This is a genomic window from Paraburkholderia sp. J67, from assembly GCF_905220265.1.
Taxonomy (GTDB): domain Bacteria; phylum Pseudomonadota; class Gammaproteobacteria; order Burkholderiales; family Burkholderiaceae; genus Paraburkholderia.
Genome location: NZ_CAJMZK010000025.1, coordinates 32,615 through 50,433, shown reverse-complemented (window position 1 = coordinate 50,433; position 17,819 = coordinate 32,615). Strand labels below are relative to the sequence as shown.

15 protein-coding genes and 1 tRNA gene are annotated in these 17,819 nt (G+C 64.4%); 6 read left to right on the top strand and 10 right to left on the bottom strand.

What is annotated here, in order from left to right:
• The first annotated feature begins 49 nt into the window (after positions 1-49).
• A complete protein-coding gene (gene moaC, locus U5782_RS31740; protein ID WP_322047833.1) occupies positions 50-538 on the top strand; it encodes a cyclic pyranopterin monophosphate synthase MoaC in 489 nt (162 codons plus the stop codon).
• A 74-nt stretch (positions 539-612) separates the two neighbouring features.
• Here the strand turns inward: moaC and U5782_RS31735 are convergent, their stop codons facing one another.
• The 8 genes from U5782_RS31735 to recA all read right to left on the bottom strand — a co-directional run bounded on the left by U5782_RS31735 (position 613) and on the right by recA (position 9,563).
• Positions 613-2,430, bottom strand: a complete 1,818-nt coding sequence (locus U5782_RS31735) for a PglL family O-oligosaccharyltransferase (protein WP_322047832.1) — start codon at positions 2,428-2,430, stop codon at positions 613-615.
• A 208-nt stretch (positions 2,431-2,638) separates the two neighbouring features.
• Positions 2,639-3,196, bottom strand: coding sequence for a pilin (locus U5782_RS31730; protein ID WP_322047898.1), 558 nt, complete (start codon positions 3,194-3,196; stop codon positions 2,639-2,641).
• A 226-nt stretch (positions 3,197-3,422) separates the two neighbouring features.
• The gene (locus U5782_RS31725; RefSeq protein ID WP_322047897.1) at positions 3,423-4,133 is read right to left on the bottom strand and encodes a TerC family protein; all 711 of its coding nucleotides are present in this window, start codon (positions 4,131-4,133) and stop codon (positions 3,423-3,425) included.
• Positions 4,134-4,327: 194 nt separating this feature from the next.
• Entirely contained in the window at positions 4,328-5,209 is an 882-nt protein-coding gene (gene sucD / locus U5782_RS31720) for a succinate--CoA ligase subunit alpha (RefSeq protein ID WP_027817870.1), read from the bottom strand.
• Positions 5,210-5,300: 91 nt separating this feature from the next.
• Positions 5,301-6,467, bottom strand: a complete 1,167-nt coding sequence (sucC, locus tag U5782_RS31715) for an ADP-forming succinate--CoA ligase subunit beta (protein ID WP_322047831.1) — start codon at positions 6,465-6,467, stop codon at positions 5,301-5,303.
• A 51-nt stretch (positions 6,468-6,518) separates the two neighbouring features.
• Entirely contained in the window at positions 6,519-7,214 is a 696-nt protein-coding gene (locus U5782_RS31710; RefSeq protein ID WP_322047830.1) for a DUF2889 domain-containing protein, read from the bottom strand.
• A 129-nt stretch (positions 7,215-7,343) separates the two neighbouring features.
• Positions 7,344-8,234 carry a recombination regulator RecX gene (gene recX, locus U5782_RS31705; RefSeq protein WP_322047829.1) on the bottom strand — a complete coding sequence of 297 codons (891 nt, stop codon included), beginning with the start codon at positions 8,232-8,234 and terminating at the stop codon, positions 7,344-7,346.
• A gap of 252 nt (positions 8,235-8,486) precedes the next feature.
• A complete protein-coding gene (recA, locus tag U5782_RS31700; RefSeq protein ID WP_322047828.1) occupies positions 8,487-9,563 on the bottom strand; it encodes a recombinase RecA in 1,077 nt (358 codons plus the stop codon).
• 273 nt (positions 9,564-9,836) lie between these two features.
• Between recA and U5782_RS31695 the strand changes: the two genes are divergently transcribed.
• The 4 genes from U5782_RS31695 to U5782_RS31680 all read left to right on the top strand — a co-directional run bounded on the left by U5782_RS31695 (position 9,837) and on the right by U5782_RS31680 (position 14,329).
• Positions 9,837-10,589 (top strand): response regulator transcription factor, encoded by a 753-nt coding sequence (locus U5782_RS31695; RefSeq protein WP_322047827.1) that lies wholly within the window; start codon positions 9,837-9,839, stop codon positions 10,587-10,589.
• Between the two features lie 12 nt (positions 10,590-10,601).
• A complete protein-coding gene (locus U5782_RS31690) occupies positions 10,602-12,227 on the top strand; it encodes a sensor histidine kinase (RefSeq protein WP_322047826.1) in 1,626 nt (541 codons plus the stop codon).
• A gap of 283 nt (positions 12,228-12,510) precedes the next feature.
• A complete protein-coding gene (locus U5782_RS31685; protein ID WP_322047825.1) occupies positions 12,511-14,169 on the top strand; it encodes an MFS transporter in 1,659 nt (552 codons plus the stop codon).
• Between the two features lie 83 nt (positions 14,170-14,252).
• Positions 14,253-14,329, top strand: a tRNA-Met gene (locus tag U5782_RS31680).
• Positions 14,330-14,448: 119 nt separating this feature from the next.
• Here the strand turns inward: U5782_RS31680 and U5782_RS31675 are convergent.
• Both U5782_RS31675 and U5782_RS31670 read right to left on the bottom strand, forming a co-directional pair.
• On the bottom strand, positions 14,449-15,462 hold the full coding sequence (locus U5782_RS31675) for a sensor domain-containing diguanylate cyclase (protein ID WP_322047824.1): 1,014 nt from the start codon (positions 15,460-15,462) through the stop codon (positions 14,449-14,451).
• Between the two features lie 150 nt (positions 15,463-15,612).
• Positions 15,613-16,266 carry a FadR/GntR family transcriptional regulator gene (locus tag U5782_RS31670; RefSeq protein ID WP_322047823.1) on the bottom strand — a complete coding sequence of 218 codons (654 nt, stop codon included), beginning with the start codon at positions 16,264-16,266 and terminating at the stop codon, positions 15,613-15,615.
• 168 nt (positions 16,267-16,434) lie between these two features.
• Between U5782_RS31670 and dgoD the strand changes: the two genes are divergently transcribed.
• Positions 16,435-17,583, top strand: coding sequence for a galactonate dehydratase (dgoD, locus tag U5782_RS31665; protein ID WP_322047822.1), 1,149 nt, complete (start codon positions 16,435-16,437; stop codon positions 17,581-17,583).
• Positions 17,584-17,819: the final 236 nt, after the last annotated feature.

Here is a 17,819-nt window from a genome sequence, read left to right as displayed (position 1 = left end):
CGCGGCGCTGTTAAGATAGGCGCCCCTCATGACGCAGCGGAGATTTCCCATGCCCGAACTCACGCATTTCGACGCCGCAGGCGACGCGCACATGGTCGATGTCGGCGGCAAGGCCGAGACCAAACGCATCGCCGTGGCGAGCGGCACGATCCGCATGCTGCCCGACACCTTCGCGCTGATCCGCGACGGCAACGCCAAAAAGGGCGACGTGATCGGCGTTGCGCGCATCGCTGCGATTCAAGGGGCGAAGCGCACCTCGGACCTGATTCCGCTGTGCCATCCGCTCGCGATCACGCGCGTGAAGGTGGATTTCGTGCTCGACGAGGCGCTGCCCGGCGTGCATTGCACGGCCCAGGTGGAAACGCTCGGGCGCACAGGCGTGGAAATGGAAGCGCTGACCGCCGTGCAGGTCGGTCTGCTGACGGTCTACGACATGTGCAAGGCGGTGGATCGCGGCATGACGATCACCGATGTGCGCGTGCTGGAGAAGCACGGCGGGAAATCGGGGGATTGGGTGGCGGCTGACGCGCCGCGCTGAGTTCCGGCAAGATTTCCGGCAAGAAGCAAGCGGCGGCGTGAGTTCAAACACCACGCCGCCCGGTCACTTAACGATCAATCATCCGAATCATCGTCATCGTCGTCCGACGACGAAGGCGGCGGATTGCCATACTTCTTCACCAGATCGGCCTTGAAGCCCGCGAGCGTCGGCTCATCGGCGAGCAGGCCGTAGAGCGCCGCCAGTTGCGTCGGCCAGTCGTGCAGTTCCTGCGCAAAGATCTTCAGGCGCTCGACCGTATCGAAAGCGCCGTCCGTATTGCCCGCCAGCGCCTGCAGCACCGCGTAGCGGCGCAGCACCGTTTCGCCCGGCAGCAGTGCGATCGCGCGTTCATGCGCCGCCAGTTTGGTCGACAGGCTTGCCGCATTCATCGGCATGAGCGTCGCCATGCCGTAGTCGCCCCACGCGCGGAACAGGAACGACGGCGCTTCGGCATATTCCTGCGCCGGATGCGAGCCGTAGTACAGCACTTCGGCGCGGTTGTAGTCGCGCATCACCGGCCACAGCGACACGATGCCGCCGAACACGATCACCGTATAGACCGCAAACGCGGCGCGCGACGGCAGCAAGCGCAGCGGCTTCGTCTCCAGCAGCCCGAACACGAACATCGCGGGCAGCAGGAAGAACATGTACTGCTGCGGGTACTCGACGAGTGCGTGCATGACCAGCGCGCCAATCAGCGCGAAGCCGAAAATGCGCTCGGCCGTGTGCGGCGCGCGCAGCATGCGCACGAACCACGCGAGCAGCCCGAACAGGACGATGCCGCAACCCACCACGCCGGTCTTGGCGAGCAGATCGAGGAAGATGTCGTGCGAGTTGTTGGCGATCTCGACGCCGCCCAGCGTGCGCGCGAGTTCGAACTGGTGAATCGGGAAATCGCCCCAGCCAACACCCAGCAGCGGATGTTCCTTGAACATCGTCCAGCCGTAGCGCCACAGCGCGATACGCGGTGCGATCTGGCCGGCGTCCTTGAAGCGGTCGGCGGCCGACTGGTCGAGTTGCAGTTGATAGTGCACGTTGGCCCAGCGCACGAAGGCGTTCACGCCCACGAAGACCGCGAACAGCACGAGCGGCACGATCCAGTCGCGCACGCCGCCCTTCACGATCGCCGCACCGCGCTCGCCCGCCTCCTCGCCTCGCACGCCACGCGTCGCCGACAGCGCCATCCACAGCCCCGCCACAACGATCACGGCCATCTGCAGCCACGGCCCGCGCGACACCGTAAGCGCGAGACCGCCCGAGAAGATCGCCGAGAGCACCACCCACAGCAGCAGGTTCAGACGGCGCGTCTGCACGAGGTAGAGCGCGGCCGCCGTCGCGAAGGCGATGTAGGTGGCGAGGTGGTTGGCCTGCGCCATGTTGCCGAACGGCCGGCGATCGAACTGCACGTTATAGGCGACGACCAGCGGCGTGACCTTGACTTCGAGATGCAGCAACTGCACGACCTGGCAGAACACCGCGAACAGGCCGCCGATCACGAGTGCCCAGGCGCTCCACACCATCGCCGTGCGCACGAGATTCGCACGCGCGATGCCGTAGCCCGCATGCACCGCCATGAAGGCGGCGAGCAGGTAGCCCGCGCCGAGCCAGTTCATCGACGGCTGCGCGACCGGCAGCGCGATGGTCTGCACGACGAGCAGCAGCCCGAAGGCGAGCGGCACGAGCGCGACCGCGGGCGAGGCAAACTCGACCGCCGGGCGCGCGGAGCGCACCAGCAGCCAGACGCCCGCGCCCACCATCAGGTAGAGCGCAAGCGCCGTGAATTCGGCATAGAACGTCGGGATCGGGTAGGTGTGGTTGACGACCGCATAAGGCAGGATCAACGCTACAGCCAGCAAAACGAACGTAAGGTAACGCGCAAATGGAGAGGGCATGGGAATGGGGGGCGTCAGCAACCGGCGCACTATACAAAACTTTTCCCTCCCTGTGCGCCAGCATTCGGACGAAAACGACACGCAAACGCCAGGACTTCGGTCTTCGCGAACCGAAATACGTCTGAGCGGACTGCGCGGGCGGTGCTTGTGCAACCCTCTGTCACCACCCGCGCACCCTTAGTCCACCGCCGCTCCTTTCAAACTGCGCCTACGCGCGGCATTCCGGCGGCGCGAGATTGGACGGAAGCGTGGCGGCATCGGCCGGCGCCGGTCCCGTACCCGGCGCGCCGAGCGACGAAGCCGTCTTGCCGCCCGCGAAGCATTCCCACGTGAGCGTGCCGCCCTGCACCGCGCCCTGTGCGAGCGCGACGCGCGCCGTGGGTGAATCGGCGTTATCCGGCACCGATGGCACGAGCACGAGCGTGTTGGTCCCCTCGGGGGCGATGCGTGTGGTGAAGGCCACGGTGATCTGCCCGGTCGTGTCGTCGATGTGCACCGACGAGACATTGCGCGTGGCGGGCGGCGACGTGTAGCCGGCGCTGAAGGCGTTGCCGCTCGCCGCGTTTTCGGCCACGGACAGGCGTGCTGCCGAGGCGAGCGACAAGCCCTCGCCCACCCGGCTGCGCGCCAGATAGTCCTGGTAGGCGGGAATCGCATACGCGGCGATCACGCCGACGATGGCGAGCACGATCATCAGTTCGATGAGCGTGAAGCCTGGCGCGGCCCACTGGCTCGCACGGCGCAGCAACGCCCGCCACGACTGCATGAACGACGCGGCCTGCGTGGCTGTGCGAGAAGCGACGCCACGTGCGCCTGGGCTTGAAACAAGTAGGGATACGGTCATCATCTGGGCTCCTGAAACGAAAAACGCCTGCCCACCGGAAGGTGGACAGGCGCTTCGATCGTATCGGCGGCCCGTCGCGCGCAGCAGTCGGCCAGATGGCTTAGGCGTGGCGCTGTCAGTGCGTGGGCAGTACGCGGTCAGTACGTGGTCAGTGCGAACCCGCCGCGCGCGCCGCGTTGCGCCGCTTGAGCAGATGGCCGAGCAGCACCACGAAAAGCGCGCCCGCCACGCACATGCCGTACTCCGCGACCGGCGTGTCGAGCAGCGGCCAGCGGTCGCCCGCCGGATCGTTGACAATCAGCCCGCCCGCGATCCAGCCGAGCAGCGCCGCGCCTAGCGTCACGATCACCGGGTAGCGGTCGAGCAGCTTCAGCACGAGCTGGCTGCCCCAGACGATCAGCGGAATGCTCACCATCAGCCCGAAGATCACGAGCGCGATGCGGTGACGCGGATCGGCGGCCTCGGCGGCGCCCGCGATCGCCACGACGTTGTCGAGGCTCATCACGGCGTCCGCGACGATGATGGTCTTGATCGCCCCGAGCAGCTTGTCGGCCGGCTTTACGTTGGCATGTTCGAGATGCGCCGGCGCGAGCAGCCGCACGCCGATCCACAGCAGCAGCAGGCCGCCCGTGAACTTGAGCAGCGGCACGTTGAGCAGCACCACGGCGAAGGCGATCAGCACGACACGCAGCGCGATTGCGCCCACGGTGCCCCACAGAATGCCGCGCAGACGCTGCTGCGCGGGCAGGTCACGACAGGCGAGCGCGATCACCACGGCGTTGTCGCCGCCGAGCAGGATGTCGATGACGATGATCTGGATGACAGCGCCCCAGTGGAGCGTCGCGAAAAATTCGAGCATGGATGCGAGGACGTAAATAACGCTGGAAACACGGGAATCGCGCGCGGTCTGACGCCGCAAATAAAAAAGCGAGGCAGCCATGACTGGCTCCCTCGCTTTTGTTCGGAAACCTCGTGAAAGGATTCCGCAAGCATAGCAAAAAACGCCAGCGCCCCGCGCATCCATGATGCGCGGAGACCGGCGTTATCCGCAAATTACAGCACCGACTTCAGCAGACGGCCCATTTCCGACGGGTTGCGCGTGACCTTGATGCCGCACGCGTCCATGATTTCCAGCTTCGCTTCAGCCGTATCCGCACCGCCCGAGATCAGCGCGCCGGCGTGGCCCATGCGCTTGCCCGGAGGCGCCGTGACGCCCGCGATGAAGCCGACGACCGGCTTCTTCATGTTGCCCTTGATCCACTCGGCTGCCGTCGCTTCGTCCGGGCCACCGATTTCGCCGATCATGATCACGGCGTCCGTATCCGGATCGTCGTTGAACATCTTCATGACGTCGATGTGCTTCAGACCGTTGATCGGGTCGCCGCCGATACCGACTGCCGACGACTGGCCCAGGCCCAGCGCCGTCAGCTGTGCAACCGCTTCATACGTCAGCGTGCCCGAACGCGACACGACGCCGATGCGGCCCTTGCGGTGGATGTGACCCGGCATGATGCCGATCTTCAGCTCGTCCGGCGTGATCGTGCCGGGGCAGTTCGGGCCGAGGAGCAGCGTCTTGCGGCCTTCGCGGCGCATACGGTCCTTGACTTCGATCATGTCGCGCACGGGAATGCCTTCCGTGATGCAGATCGCGAGATCGAGGTCGGCCTCGACGGCTTCCCAGATCGCAGCAGCAGCGCCTGCCGGCGGCACGTAGATGACCGAAACGGTCGCGCCGGTAGCATCCTTGGCTTCACGCACGTTCGCGTAGATAGGAATGCCTTCGAAATCTTCGCCGGCCTTCTTCGGGTTCACGCCAGCCACGAACGCTTCGCGGCCGTTCGCGTACTCACGGCAAGCGCGAGTGTGGAACTGACCGGTCTTGCCGGTGATGCCCTGCGTGATGACCTTGGTGTCTTTGTTAATCAGAATCGACATGTATTGACCTCTGTTCGTCTGGCGTCGCGTCGCCCTGCCACGGACATTGCCGTGGCCGCGCCGGCACTACGCCATTCGTATCCGCTGAAAATTACTTGCCTTCGGCAGCTGCGACAACCTTCTGCGCAGCCTCTTCCATGCTGTCTGCCGAGATGATCGGCAGGCCCGAATCGGCCAGCATCTTCTTGCCGAGGTCCTCGTTCGTACCCTTCATGCGCACGACGAGCGGCACCTTCAGGTCAACGGCCTTCGAAGCCGCCATCACGCCTTCCGCGATCACGTCGCAGCGCATGATGCCGCCGAAGATGTTCACGAGGATCGCCTTCAGGCCCGGATTCTTCAGCATGAGCTTGAACGCTTCCGTGACCTTCTCGGTCGTCGCGCCACCGCCGACGTCCAGGAAGTTCGCCGGCTCGCCGCCGAACAGCTTGATGGTGTCCATCGTCGCCATGGCGAGGCCTGCGCCGTTCACCAGACAGCCGATGTTGCCGTCGAGCGAGATGTACGCGAGGTCGAACTTCGAGGCTTCGATTTCAGCCGGATCTTCTTCGTCCAGATCGCGGTAAGCGACGATTTCCGGGTGACGGTACAGCGCGTTCGAGTCGAAGTTGAACTTCGCGTCGAGTGCGGTCACGGTGCCGTTGCTCGAAACGTTCAGCGGGTTGATTTCAGCCAGCGACGCGTCGGTTTCCCAGAATGCCTTGTACAGGCCTTGCAGGATCGTGCGGGCTTGCGGAATCGAAGCTGCCGGGACGCCGATCTTCGCCGCCAGGTCGTCGGCTTGAGCGTCGAGCAGACCCGTCGACGGATCCACGATGACCTTGTGGATCAGTTCCGGATGCTTTTCGGCGACTTCTTCGATGTCCATGCCGCCTTCGCTCGAACCCATCAGAACGATCTTTTGCGACACGCGATCCACGACGAGGCTGACATACAGTTCCTGCTTGATGTCGGCGCCTTCTTCGATCAGCAGACGGTTGACCTTCTGGCCTTCCGGACCGGTCTGGTGCGTGACGAGCTGCATGCCGAGGATCTGGCTCGCGTATTCGCGGACCTGTTCCAGCGTCTTCGCCACTTTCACGCCGCCGCCCTTACCGCGGCCGCCCGCGTGAATCTGGGCCTTGACGACCCACACCGGACCGCCCAGCTCTTCAGCGGCCTTGACCGCGTCATCCACCGAAAACACAGGCGTGCCGCGCGGTACCGCGACGCCGAATTTCCGCAGGATTTCCTTACCCTGGTACTCGTGAATCTTCATGCGTGATTCCCTTCAGTCTGAGAGTTGGAGTGAACTTCGTTTCCGCTGTTGTTATTCATGCGCGACGGCGTCGGCCCTGCCCTCACGGCCCGGCCCAGTGTCTTCGCGCACGCTGGCGGCGTCCGGGCCGCGCTCTTTCGAACGCGGCGCATGGCCATACCAGCGCGGATAAAACTGCTTGACCGCCTCACCGTCGAACCGCAGCGCGTGGCAGCGACCGAGTTGGAAAGGCGGTTTGTCGCCGGCGACGGATTCGTCGCCAGAAGTCTTGCCGAGCTCCGGTCCGGACTCGTCACCCGGGCTGCCTTTCGATGTGTCCCACACGGCTCCCACGAACGCCTGGATCGCGACGGTCGGCAACACACCCAACATTTCTGTGAGGTGCGTGCAGCCCTGCGTGCCGGCGAGGAGCCGGCCCGCTTCGCGGCGGAAATTCTGGAGGAGATTGAGCCCGATAAGGGCCCGATAGGCGGGATTGGCGTTCTGGCACTGACCGTCGTAAGGCACCCAGTCGGAGGACGCCTCGGCGTCAACGACGTTGAGCTTGCGATCGATCGTGATACGAAGCCAGAGTTCATGGATTGGCAACCCATTAGGCCGGACACCGGCGGCAAGCGGCACGTCGCGTGGCTTGTGATCCGTCAGGCACGCATCGATGTCCCACAGGCCGTCCTCACGCTCATAGGCTACCGCCCGAATAGCGCGCTGATGACGCAACTGGCGAGGCGCAGGCGGAGAGAGCGGCATGCTAGGTAAGACCGGATTGGAAAACTTCTCGATTTTAGCATACCGGGTATTTGAGACAGCAGCGATCTCGCACCCCCTCTAGAAGCTTGTTTCCAGACGTTTTTTGATCCGCGAGGATCAATTTTCAGACTAATCGCTATCAAAGCCGCCATCGAAATCATCTTCGATGCCCTTGAGGATTTTGCCGATGACGGACATCGAAAAACCGCGTGCGGCGAGAAAACGCGCCTGACGTGCACGCTCGGCCGGCGTCTCGGGCAACTGGCCGTACTTCTTCTGCCAGACCGCGCGGGCACGCGTGAGTTCCGTTTCGCGCAGCTGCGTATTCACTTCTTCGATGAGCGCGTCGCCCACCGCATGACGCTTGAGTTCGCTGACGATGCGCCCTGCTCCCACGCGCGCGGCGCGACGATACACGACGCTTTCCGCGAAACGTGCGTCGGAGAGCCAGCCGTCGCGCTCGAGCGCGTCGAGCAGGACCTCGAGCTCGTCGGCGTCTTCGGTATAGGACATCAGCTTGCGCGAGAGTTCCGCGCGGCTGTACTCGCGACGCGAGAGGTAGCCGAGTGCGCGCCCCTTGAGCGAGCGCTCTGGACGTTGCCTGCTGGATGACGATGACGCAGCGGCGGTTTTGCGCGCGGCGCGTGTCGCAGAGGTGCGCTCGTAGCGGTCGCCTTCGGGTTCCGGCGCTTCGCCGGCTAGTGCGGCGGCACGGGCCAGATCGTGTGCGTCGAATGATTCGTCGTCGAAATCGTCGCGACGATTCGTCTGGCGTGAGGTGCGTGGCAGCACGCGAGCGGGTGCGCGATTCGACGCATGGGTCGAAGCCTCGGGGGTTCGACGCGATTGGCGTGATTGGCGCACGGGCACAGGTTCGCGCGTGTACTCGCTTTGCGATTCGAACGACGGTGCCAAGGGCGTGTTCGTGCCATCGGCGGGCGCATCGAAGAAGGCTTCGAACGGTACTTCGAATACCGCACCACCTTCATCGTCGAGATCGTGGGGTACGTCATGCGGCATGTCTTGAGTCACTTCTTGATTCACATCGCGAGCCGCAGAATGAGAAAAGCCGCGAGCGCCCAGATGGGCGTCGCGGCTTTGTATGTTGGGTGCGGTTTCAACGCGCTGAGCGGAGGAACGCTTTATCGCGCCCCGAGCATCACGCGGATGCCCCGCCTCGCCCGAAGTCGAGGCAGTGGCCGCTTGTGGCGGCACCGAGGCGGAACCGCCCTTGCGCATCATGAAACTCCGCTCACTCGACGCTAACGGACTTTATTCCTCGTCCGCGATTTCGACTTCGCCGGAGCCGTTGACGCTGTCGGCCATCGCGCTCACGCCGAGCGATTCGCGAATGCGGTTTTCGATCTCACGAGCGATGTCCGCGTTTTCGCGCAGGAATTCGCGCGCGTTGTCCTTGCCCTGACCAATGCGTTCGCCGTTATAGCTGTACCACGCACCCGCCTTGTCGACGATCTTGGCCTGCACGCCCAGGTCGATGATTTCGCCCTGACGCGAGATGCCTTCGCCGTAGAGGATGTCGAACACGGCTTCGCGGAACGGCGGCGAGACCTTGTTCTTGACGACCTTCACGCGCGTTTCGCTGCCGATCACTTCGTCGTTCTTCTTGATCGAACCGATACGACGAATGTCCAGACGCACCGACGAGTAGAACTTCAGCGCGTTGCCGCCCGTGGTGGTTTCCGGGTTGCCGAACATCACGCCGATCTTCATACGGATCTGGTTGATGAAGATGACCATGCAGTTGGTCTTCTTGATCGTGCCGGTGAGCTTGCGCAGCGCCTGCGACATCAGACGCGCCTGCAGACCCGGCAGCGAGTCGCCCATTTCGCCTTCGATTTCGGCCTTCGGCACGAGTGCCGCAACCGAGTCGATCACGATCATGTCGATCGAGCCCGAGCGCACGAGTGCGTCGGTGATTTCGAGTGCCTGTTCGCCCGTGTCCGGCTGCGAGATCAGCAGTTCCGGCACGTTCACGCCGAGCTTGGAAGCGTATTGGACGTCGAGCGCGTGTTCCGCGTCGATGAACGCCGCCGTGCCGCCGAGCTTTTGCATTTCGGCGATCACCTGGAGCGTGAGCGTCGTCTTACCCGACGATTCCGGACCGTAGATCTCGACCACCCGGCCACGCGGCAGGCCGCCGACGCCGAGCGCGATGTCGAGGCCGAGCGAACCGGTGGAGACCACCTGGATGTCCTCGACCGCGTCACCGTCGCCGAGTCGCATGATCGACCCTTTGCCGAACTGCTTTTCGATCTGCGCGAGCGCGGCGGCCAGCGCCTTGCCCTTCTCAGCAGTCAGCCCAGCCGAGCCTTTCTTGCTATCTTCCATGAATCGTCCTTTGCTATGATGAACGGCGTCTGATGACGATGCACGCGCCCGCCGATGACATACTGCGAGCGGTGCGCACGAACCCAGACACTGTATAAAAAAACAGTAGTTTTGGCAAGCCCGTTTTCAACTAACGCGCACGCCGAAACCGCGATTTTCGGAGACCGCCGTGCGCCGCCCGTTCAGGCCCCAAGCCTGCGAACGCGGCGCCGGTGCTGCGAAGCGCGCCCCAGACATGCGGGCAAGGCGCTTCGAAGGCGACGCTGGCGCATCATGCGAATTCTCATTGCCGAAGACGACAGCATACTCGCGGACGGTCTGGTCCGATCACTCCGCCAATCGGGCTATGCCGTTGATCACGTGCGTACCGGCGTGGATGCCGATACCGCCTTGTCGATGCAGTCTTTCGACCTGCTGATCCTCGATCTGGGCCTGCCAAAAATGCCGGGCCTCGAAGTGCTGCGACGTTTGCGCGCGCGCAATTCCAACCTCCCCGTCCTGATCCTGACCGCTGCCGACAGCGTGGACGAGCGCGTCAAAGGCCTCGACCTCGGCGCCGACGATTACATGGCCAAACCCTTCGCGCTCAACGAGCTGGAGGCGCGCGTGCGCGCGCTCACCCGGCGCGGCGCGGGCGGCGGCCCGACCGTCGTGCGCCACGGCGCACTGTCTTACGACCAGGTCGGCCGTGTCGCCCACATCCACGAGCAGGTGCTCGATCTGTCGGCGCGCGAGCTGGGTGTGCTCGAAGTGCTGCTGCAAAGGCTTGGGCGGCTGGTCTCGAAGGAGCAACTGGTCGATCACCTCTGCGAATGGGGCGAGGAAGTCAGCAACAACGCGATCGAGGTCTACGTGCACCGCCTGCGCAAGAAACTGGAAACAGGCGGCGTGCGCATCGTGACCGTGCGCGGACTGGGCTACTGTCTGGAGAAGGAAGCAAAAGAAGCGACCCCGCAGGCGAACGCTTCCCCGGGCTCGACCGTGCAAGCCCAACCCGCCATGCCGGCCAGCCACTACTTCAAATAGCCAGGCGCGACGATGGCCGAGCCCGATCCCGCCGCGCGCTCCCTGCCGGCCTCGTCCGCCAGCCCGCGATCCGTTGCGGCATCCACGACGTCAACCGCGCCAGGCACGTCGGACGCGCTCGACGACGAAGCGCGCGACGCCCGTTACGCCAATCCCTTCGCCCCGCCCGACGAAGCCGAGGCCGCCGCCGAGGCGCGCCCGCGCTCGCTGTTCGGCGAAATCCTCGACTGGATGCTCGCCCCGCTGCTGCTGCTCTGGCCGATGAGCATCGCGGTCACCTATCTGGTGGCCAAGTCGATCGCCAACGGCCCGTTCGACCGCGCGCTCGAAACCGACGCCTATGTGCTCGCGCGCCAGATCCATCCGGTCAACGGCGTGGCCGAGCTGACCCTGCCCGATTCCACCCGCGACTTCCTGCGCGCCGACAACGTCGACAGCGTCTATTACCAGGTGCTCGGCAGCCGCGGCGAACTGGTGGGCGGCGACCGCGACATGCCGCTGCCGCGCGACGACGACCGTCCTTCGCCGGGTCTCGTCGAATTCCGCGACGACACGCTGCACGGCATCGACATCCGCGTGGCCTACACGACGGTCGAACCGCCGCATCTCAACGGCTCGCAAGCCGTGCTCGTGCAGGTGGCCGAAACGCTCGACAAACGCCGCGCGCTCGCCAACGACATCATCAAGGGCGTGATCCTGCCGCAGTTCGTGATCCTGCCGCTCGCGATCCTGCTGGTCTGGTTCGGCCTCTCGCGCGGGCTCGCGCCGCTGCACGCGCTGCAATCCAACATCCGCCTGCGCCGCCCCGACGATCTTTCGCCGCTCGAAGCGCGTCGCGCGCCGCCCGAGATCGAGCCGCTCGTCACCTCGTTCAACGACCTGCTCACGCGGCTCGAACAGAACATGGAACTGCAAAAGCGCTTTATCGCCGATGCCGCACATCAGATGAAGACGCCGCTCGCGGGCCTGCGCACCCAGGCCGAACTCGCGCTGCGCCAGGATGCCTCGCCCGAAGTGCACCGCTCGCTCGAACAGATCGCAACGAGTTCCGAGCACGCGGCGCGACTCGTCACGCAGCTGCTCGCGCTCGCGCGCGCCGAGAACCGCATGTCGGGGCAAATCTTCACGCCAGTCGATGTGGCCGACGTCGCCCGTCATGCGGTGCGCGACTGGGTGCAGCCCGCGCTCGCGAAGCAGATGGATCTGGGCTACGAAGGCCCCGACGAGGCCAGCACGGAAGGGGCCGATGCGCAGGCAATCGCCGCCATCGTCGACGGCAATCCGGTGATGCTGCGCGAGATGCTGTCGAACCTGATCGACAACGCGATCCGCTACACGCCCGTGGGCGGGCGCATCACCGTGCGCGTGCGGCCCGAGCCCGCCGCGCGGGCCGTGCATCTGGAAGTGGAGGACACGGGAATCGGCATTCCCGCCGCCGAGCGCGAACGGGTGCAGGAGCGCTTCTACCGCATCCTGGGCCGCGACGGCGACGGCAGCGGCCTTGGGCTCGCGATCGTGCGCGAGATTGCGACGATGCACGGCGGCACCCTCGCCATCGACGACAACGTCTATCAGGAAGCGCCGCGTCTCGCGGGCACGCTCGTGCGCGTCACGCTGCGTCTGCGCGCTGCAAGCTGACACGTATCAGCCAAAACTGACGACGGGAGCGTCAGAAACAGGATGGGACTTTCCCTTAGCCGGCCCTTGATCGCCGCGAGTCACTCGCACCAATGCAAGCCGTTAATAGATATTTCAGAGATATTAGAAACAAATTCGACGAATTTAACGGCAATTCAACCACTTCCTACGCGTTTTTGAACCCGCCCTCATACGTCAGAACCCCGTAAGTTTCCATTCCAATAATGCAGCGCAGGACCGCCACAAACGCGGACCCACACGCATATCAAAATTGGAGACACATATGGCAACCGTTGGCGGACAAGTCTCGCACGCGCCGATGACCCGCGACGAAAAACGCGTGATCTTCGCGTCGTCGCTCGGCACCGTGTTCGAGTGGTACGACTTCTACCTGGCCGGCTCGCTCGCGGCTTTCATCAGCAAAAGCTTCTTCTCCGGCGTCAATCCCACCGCGGCCTTCATCTTCACGCTGCTCGGCTTCGCGGCTGGCTTCGCGGTGCGCCCGTTCGGCGCGATCGTGTTCGGACGCCTGGGCGACCTGGTAGGCCGCAAGCACACCTTCCTCGTCACCATCGTCATCATGGGTCTGTCGACCTTCGTGGTCGGCTTCCTGCCGGGTTATGCGTCGATCGGCATCGCAGCACCCGTGATCTTCATCGGCATGCGCCTGCTGCAGGGCCTGGCTCTCGGCGGCGAATACGGCGGCGCGGCCACCTACGTCGCCGAACACGCACCGCCCGGACGCCGCGGTTTCTACACGGCCTGGATCCAGACGACTGCCACGCTCGGCCTGTTCCTCTCGCTGCTCGTGATCCTCGGCGTGCGCACCTCCATCGGCGAAGAAGCCTTCGCCACATGGGGCTGGCGCGTGCCGTTCGTCGCTTCGATCCTGCTGCTCGGCGTATCGGTGTGGATTCGCCTGCAACTCGACGAATCGCCCGCGTTCAAGCGCATCAAGGCCGAGGGCAAAGTGTCGAAGGCCCCGCTCTCGGAAGCGTTCGGCCAGTGGCGCAACCTGAAGGTCGTGATCCTCGCGCTGATTGGCGTGACGGCGGGCCAGGCCGTGGTCTGGTACACGGGCCAGTTCTACGCGCTGTTCTTCCTGACGCAGACGCTCAAGGTCGATGGCGCAAGCGCCAACATCCTGATTGCGCTGGCGCTGCTGATCGGCACGCCGTTCTTCCTGTTCTTCGGCTCGCTGTCGGACAAGATCGGCCGCAAGCCGATCATCATGGCCGGCTGCCTGATCGCGGCACTCGCCTACTTCCCGCTCTTCAAGGCGCTCACGCACTACGCCAACCCGGCGCTCGAAGCCGCCACCGCGCGCGCACCGATCGTGGTGATCGCGAATCCGGACGAATGCTCGTTCCAGTTCAACCCGGTGGGCACCTCGAAGTTCACGAGTTCGTGCGACGTCGCCAAGAGCGCGCTCTCGAAGGCGGGCCTGAACTACTCGAACGTGGCCGCCCCGGCGGGCACGCTCGCGCAGATCAAGGTGGGCGACACGACCATCGACACCTATAACGGCAAGGCGCCGGGCGCCAAGGAGGCCGGCGCGGCGTTCGACAAGACGCTCTCGGGCGCATTGAAGAGCGCGGGCTATCCGCTCAAGGCCGATCCGGCGCAACTCAACTGGCCGATGACCGTGGTGATCCTCACGATCCTCGTGATCTTCGTGACGATGGTGTACGGGCCGATCGCGGCGATGCTGGTGGAGATGTTCCCGACACGCATCCGCTATACGTCGATGTCGCTGCCCTATCACATCGGCAATGGCTGGTTCGGCGGCTTCCTGCCCGCGACGGCGTTCGCGATCGTGGCGGCCAGAGGCGATATCTACTCGGGGCTCTGGTATCCGATCATCATCGCGCTGGCGACCTTCGTGATCGGCATGCTGTTTGTGAAGGAGACCAAGGACTCGGATATCTACGCGCAGGATTGAACCCCGAGTGAACGGCGCCCTGAAAAAGTTTTGAGAAGGTGCTTGACAGGGCTGCCGATCCCCGACATAATCTCACTTCTCAAGGCGAATTAGCTCAGCCGGTTAGAGCGACGGAATCATAATCCGCAGGTCCGGGGTTCGAATCCCTGATTCGCCACCAAATGCGAAAGCCGCTGTTTCGAAAGAAACAGCGGCTTTTTCTATTTCCGCGCCCGAAGCAGCAAAGGCGCGCATAACGCGGAGGCGGCACCGGCACTCAAGCCGCTCCGCCCGCCAGATTCACCCCACCACCTTCCTGCCCCGCTTCGCCACATACATCGCCCGATCGGCCTGATCGATCAGCGCAGTCATCTCATTGCCGTCCTCGGGCAGCACCGCCACGCCGACGCTCACGCCCAACTCAATCGTCTGCCCTTCGAACTCGAACGGCTCCTGCACCTTCTCGCAGATCCGCTGGCTATGCACCTCGGCATCGTGCCGACCCGTGATGCCGGGCAGGATCATCGCGAACTCGTCGCCGCCCACGCGCGCGGCCGTATCCACGCGGCGGCTGTTGCGCGCAATGCGCGAAGCCGTCTCCTTGATCGCCGCATCGCCCGCGCGGTGGCCATAGCGGTCGTTGATCGGCTTCAAGCCATCCATGTCGAGATTGAGCACGCCGAGTCCGCCCGCCGAGCGCACCGCCAGATCCACCGACTGGCGCAGGCGATCGTAGAACAGCGCACGGTTCGGCAATCCGGTGAGCGCATCGTGCGTCGCGCGCAGATAGAGCTCGCTGGTTTCATGGCGCGCGGCATGGAACATCGCCGCTGCGATCAACCCGGAGATGAGCGAGAGCGCCGCGATGTCGTCGTCGCTGAAGGCGCTCACTTCGGGCGCGACCACCTTCAGCACGCCCACCGTGGTTTCCAGATGCTTGAGCGGCGTCACAATCATCGAGCGCAGGCCCGCACGGCGGCAGGCTTCGCGATCCACACGCGGATCGTTTTCCGAGTCGTCGCAACGCAGGATCTCGCCGCTGCTCACGCACAGCCCCGACAGACTGGAACTGCGCGCGAGGCGCAAGCCCAGCATGCTCGCCACGCTGCCCGACGCCGCGCGATAGACCATGTCGTCGCCTTCGGCGAGTTCGACGGCAGCGCCCTGCGCGCCCGTCAGCATTTCGGCGCGTTCCGCGACGAAGGCCATCACGCCTCCCAGGTCGAGGCCCAGGCGCGCGATGTCCGACTGCGCGCGGATGATTTCGAGGAGCGTTGCGTTGTCTAGTTGCGGAGCGCCAGGTGCATTCATCATCGTGTCAAACGTTTGCGGATTGAGGCTGACCAGAAACTTGAAACTCGTACTTGAAACCTGCCCGGTGTCTGACGGCGCTGTAAGGCGCGGCGTGAGACACGGTGTGAAGCGGGTCGCGCTGAAGCATAGCAAACTCGCGCGCCCGATCCATCAGCCTTCGATGCGCTCGCGCGTCACGCGCAGCAGCGCGGCCATCGCCTCGCGCGCGGCGGACGCATCGCGCCGCGTGATCGCATCAGCGACTGCAGTGTGGTCGGGCAGCGCGGCGTTGAAGACGTCGGCGCGTTTGGCGTTCACGCGCAACTGACCTTCGAGCGTGCGCCCGATCAGCACGCCCAGCGGCACCAGCAATTCGTTGCGGCATGCCGCCAGCACGGCCAGGTGAAAGCGCAGATCGGCGCGCACCCATTCGTCCACGTTACGGGCGGCGGCCATCGCCGCATGCGCTTCGTCGATCTGCGCAAGCGATGCGGTGTCATGCGCGCTCGCCGCGAGCCCAGCCGCGTACGGCTCGATCATCTCGCGCATCTCCTGGAGCTTGAGTGCGAACGCAAGCGGCGGCGCGACGCGCGCGTACCAGTCGAGTAGATCGGCATCGAGCAGGTTCCACGCGGCACGCTCGCGCACGCGGGTGCCGATCTTCGGGCGCGATTCCACGAGCCCCTTGGACGTGAGCGTGCGCAACGCCTCGCGCAACACCGTGCGGCTCACGTCGAAGCGCTCCATGAGTTCGGCTTCGCGCGGCAGGATTTCGCCGGGCGCGTGGTCGCCGCGCAGGATCGCGCTGCCGAGTTCGAAGGCCACCGTGCCGTGCAGATCGCGCTGAATGGCTGTTCTCCTGGATATTGGGAATCGATGTGAAATAATACTATTAATAGCACTTTAAGGCGAATTTTGCAGTAGCATGTGTTCCAGGACGCGCCGGGCATCCGTCCGAGCCGCGCGCCGCATTCCGCTATCTGGAGACATTCCGTGAAAATCACCAAGCTCGAAACCTTCGTCGTGCCGCCGCGCTGGCTCTTTCTCAAGATCGAAACGGACGAAGGCATCGTCGGCTGGGGTGAGCCGATCGTCGAGGGTCGCGCGCATACGGTGGCCGCGGCCGTCGACGAACTCGCCGACTACCTGATCGGCAAGGACCCGCTGCTGATCGAGGATCACTGGCAGGTGATGTATCGCGCGGGCTTCTATCGCGGCGGCCCGATCACGATGAGCGCCATCGCGGGCGTCGATCAGGCGTTGTGGGACATCAAGGGCAAGCATCATGGCGTGCCCGTGCACGCGCTGCTTGGCGGCCAGGTGCGCGACAAGATCAAGGTGTATTCGTGGATCGGCGGCGACCGTCCGAGCGATGTCGCGAACAATGCGCGCGCCGTGGTCGAACGGGGCTTCAAGGCCGTCAAGATGAACGGCTCGGAAGAGTTGCAGATCATCGACACCTTCGACAAGGTGCAAGGCGTCATCAACAACGTCGCGGCCGTGCGCGAGGCCGTGGGCCCGAATGTCGGCATCGGCGTGGATTTCCACGGCCGCGTGCACAAGCCGATGGCCAAGGTGCTCGCCAAGGAACTCGATCCGTTCAAGCTGATGTTCATCGAGGAGCCGGTGCTCTCCGAAAACGTCGAGGCGCTGCGCGACATCGTCAATCAGACCAGCACGCCGATCGCGCTGGGCGAGCGGCTCTACTCGCGCTGGGACTTCAAGCACATTCTCGCGGGCGGCTACGTGGACATCATCCAGCCCGACGCCTCGCACGCGGGCGGCATCACCGAATGCCGCAAGATCGCGGCGATGGCGGAAGCCTACGACGTTGCGCTCGCGCTGCATTGCCCGCTCGGTCCGATTGCGCTCGCAACCTGTCTGCAGATCGACGCGGTGAGCTACAACGCGTTCATCCAGGAGCAGAGCCTCGGTATCCACTACAACAAGGGCAACGACCTGCTCGACTACATCCGGAATCCGGAAGTGTTCAAGTATGAAGACGGCTTCGTGTCGATTCCGCAAGGGCCGGGGCTCGGCATCGACGTCAACGAGGAGAAGGTGCGCGAGATGGCGAAGACCGGCCACCGCTGGCGCAATCCGGTGTGGCGCCACGAGGACGGCAGCGTCGCCGAGTGGTGATGCGAGATGGCAATGAAGCGTGTTACGTGCGTCACGTGCGTTACGTGACGGCCCGCATGGGCCACGTTTCAGCGCCGTAACGTTTAAGGCCGTTTTTCGGCTTGCAGGCCGCGTTGTGCTTTTTGGCACACGCGGCCTTTGTCGTTTTCGCACACAACGTTTTTGGGCGCAAAGCCACGCCCAATAAGGCTTGCAGCGATGTCCCGCAAGCCACTCCAGCGAGGCCGGGCACGCCG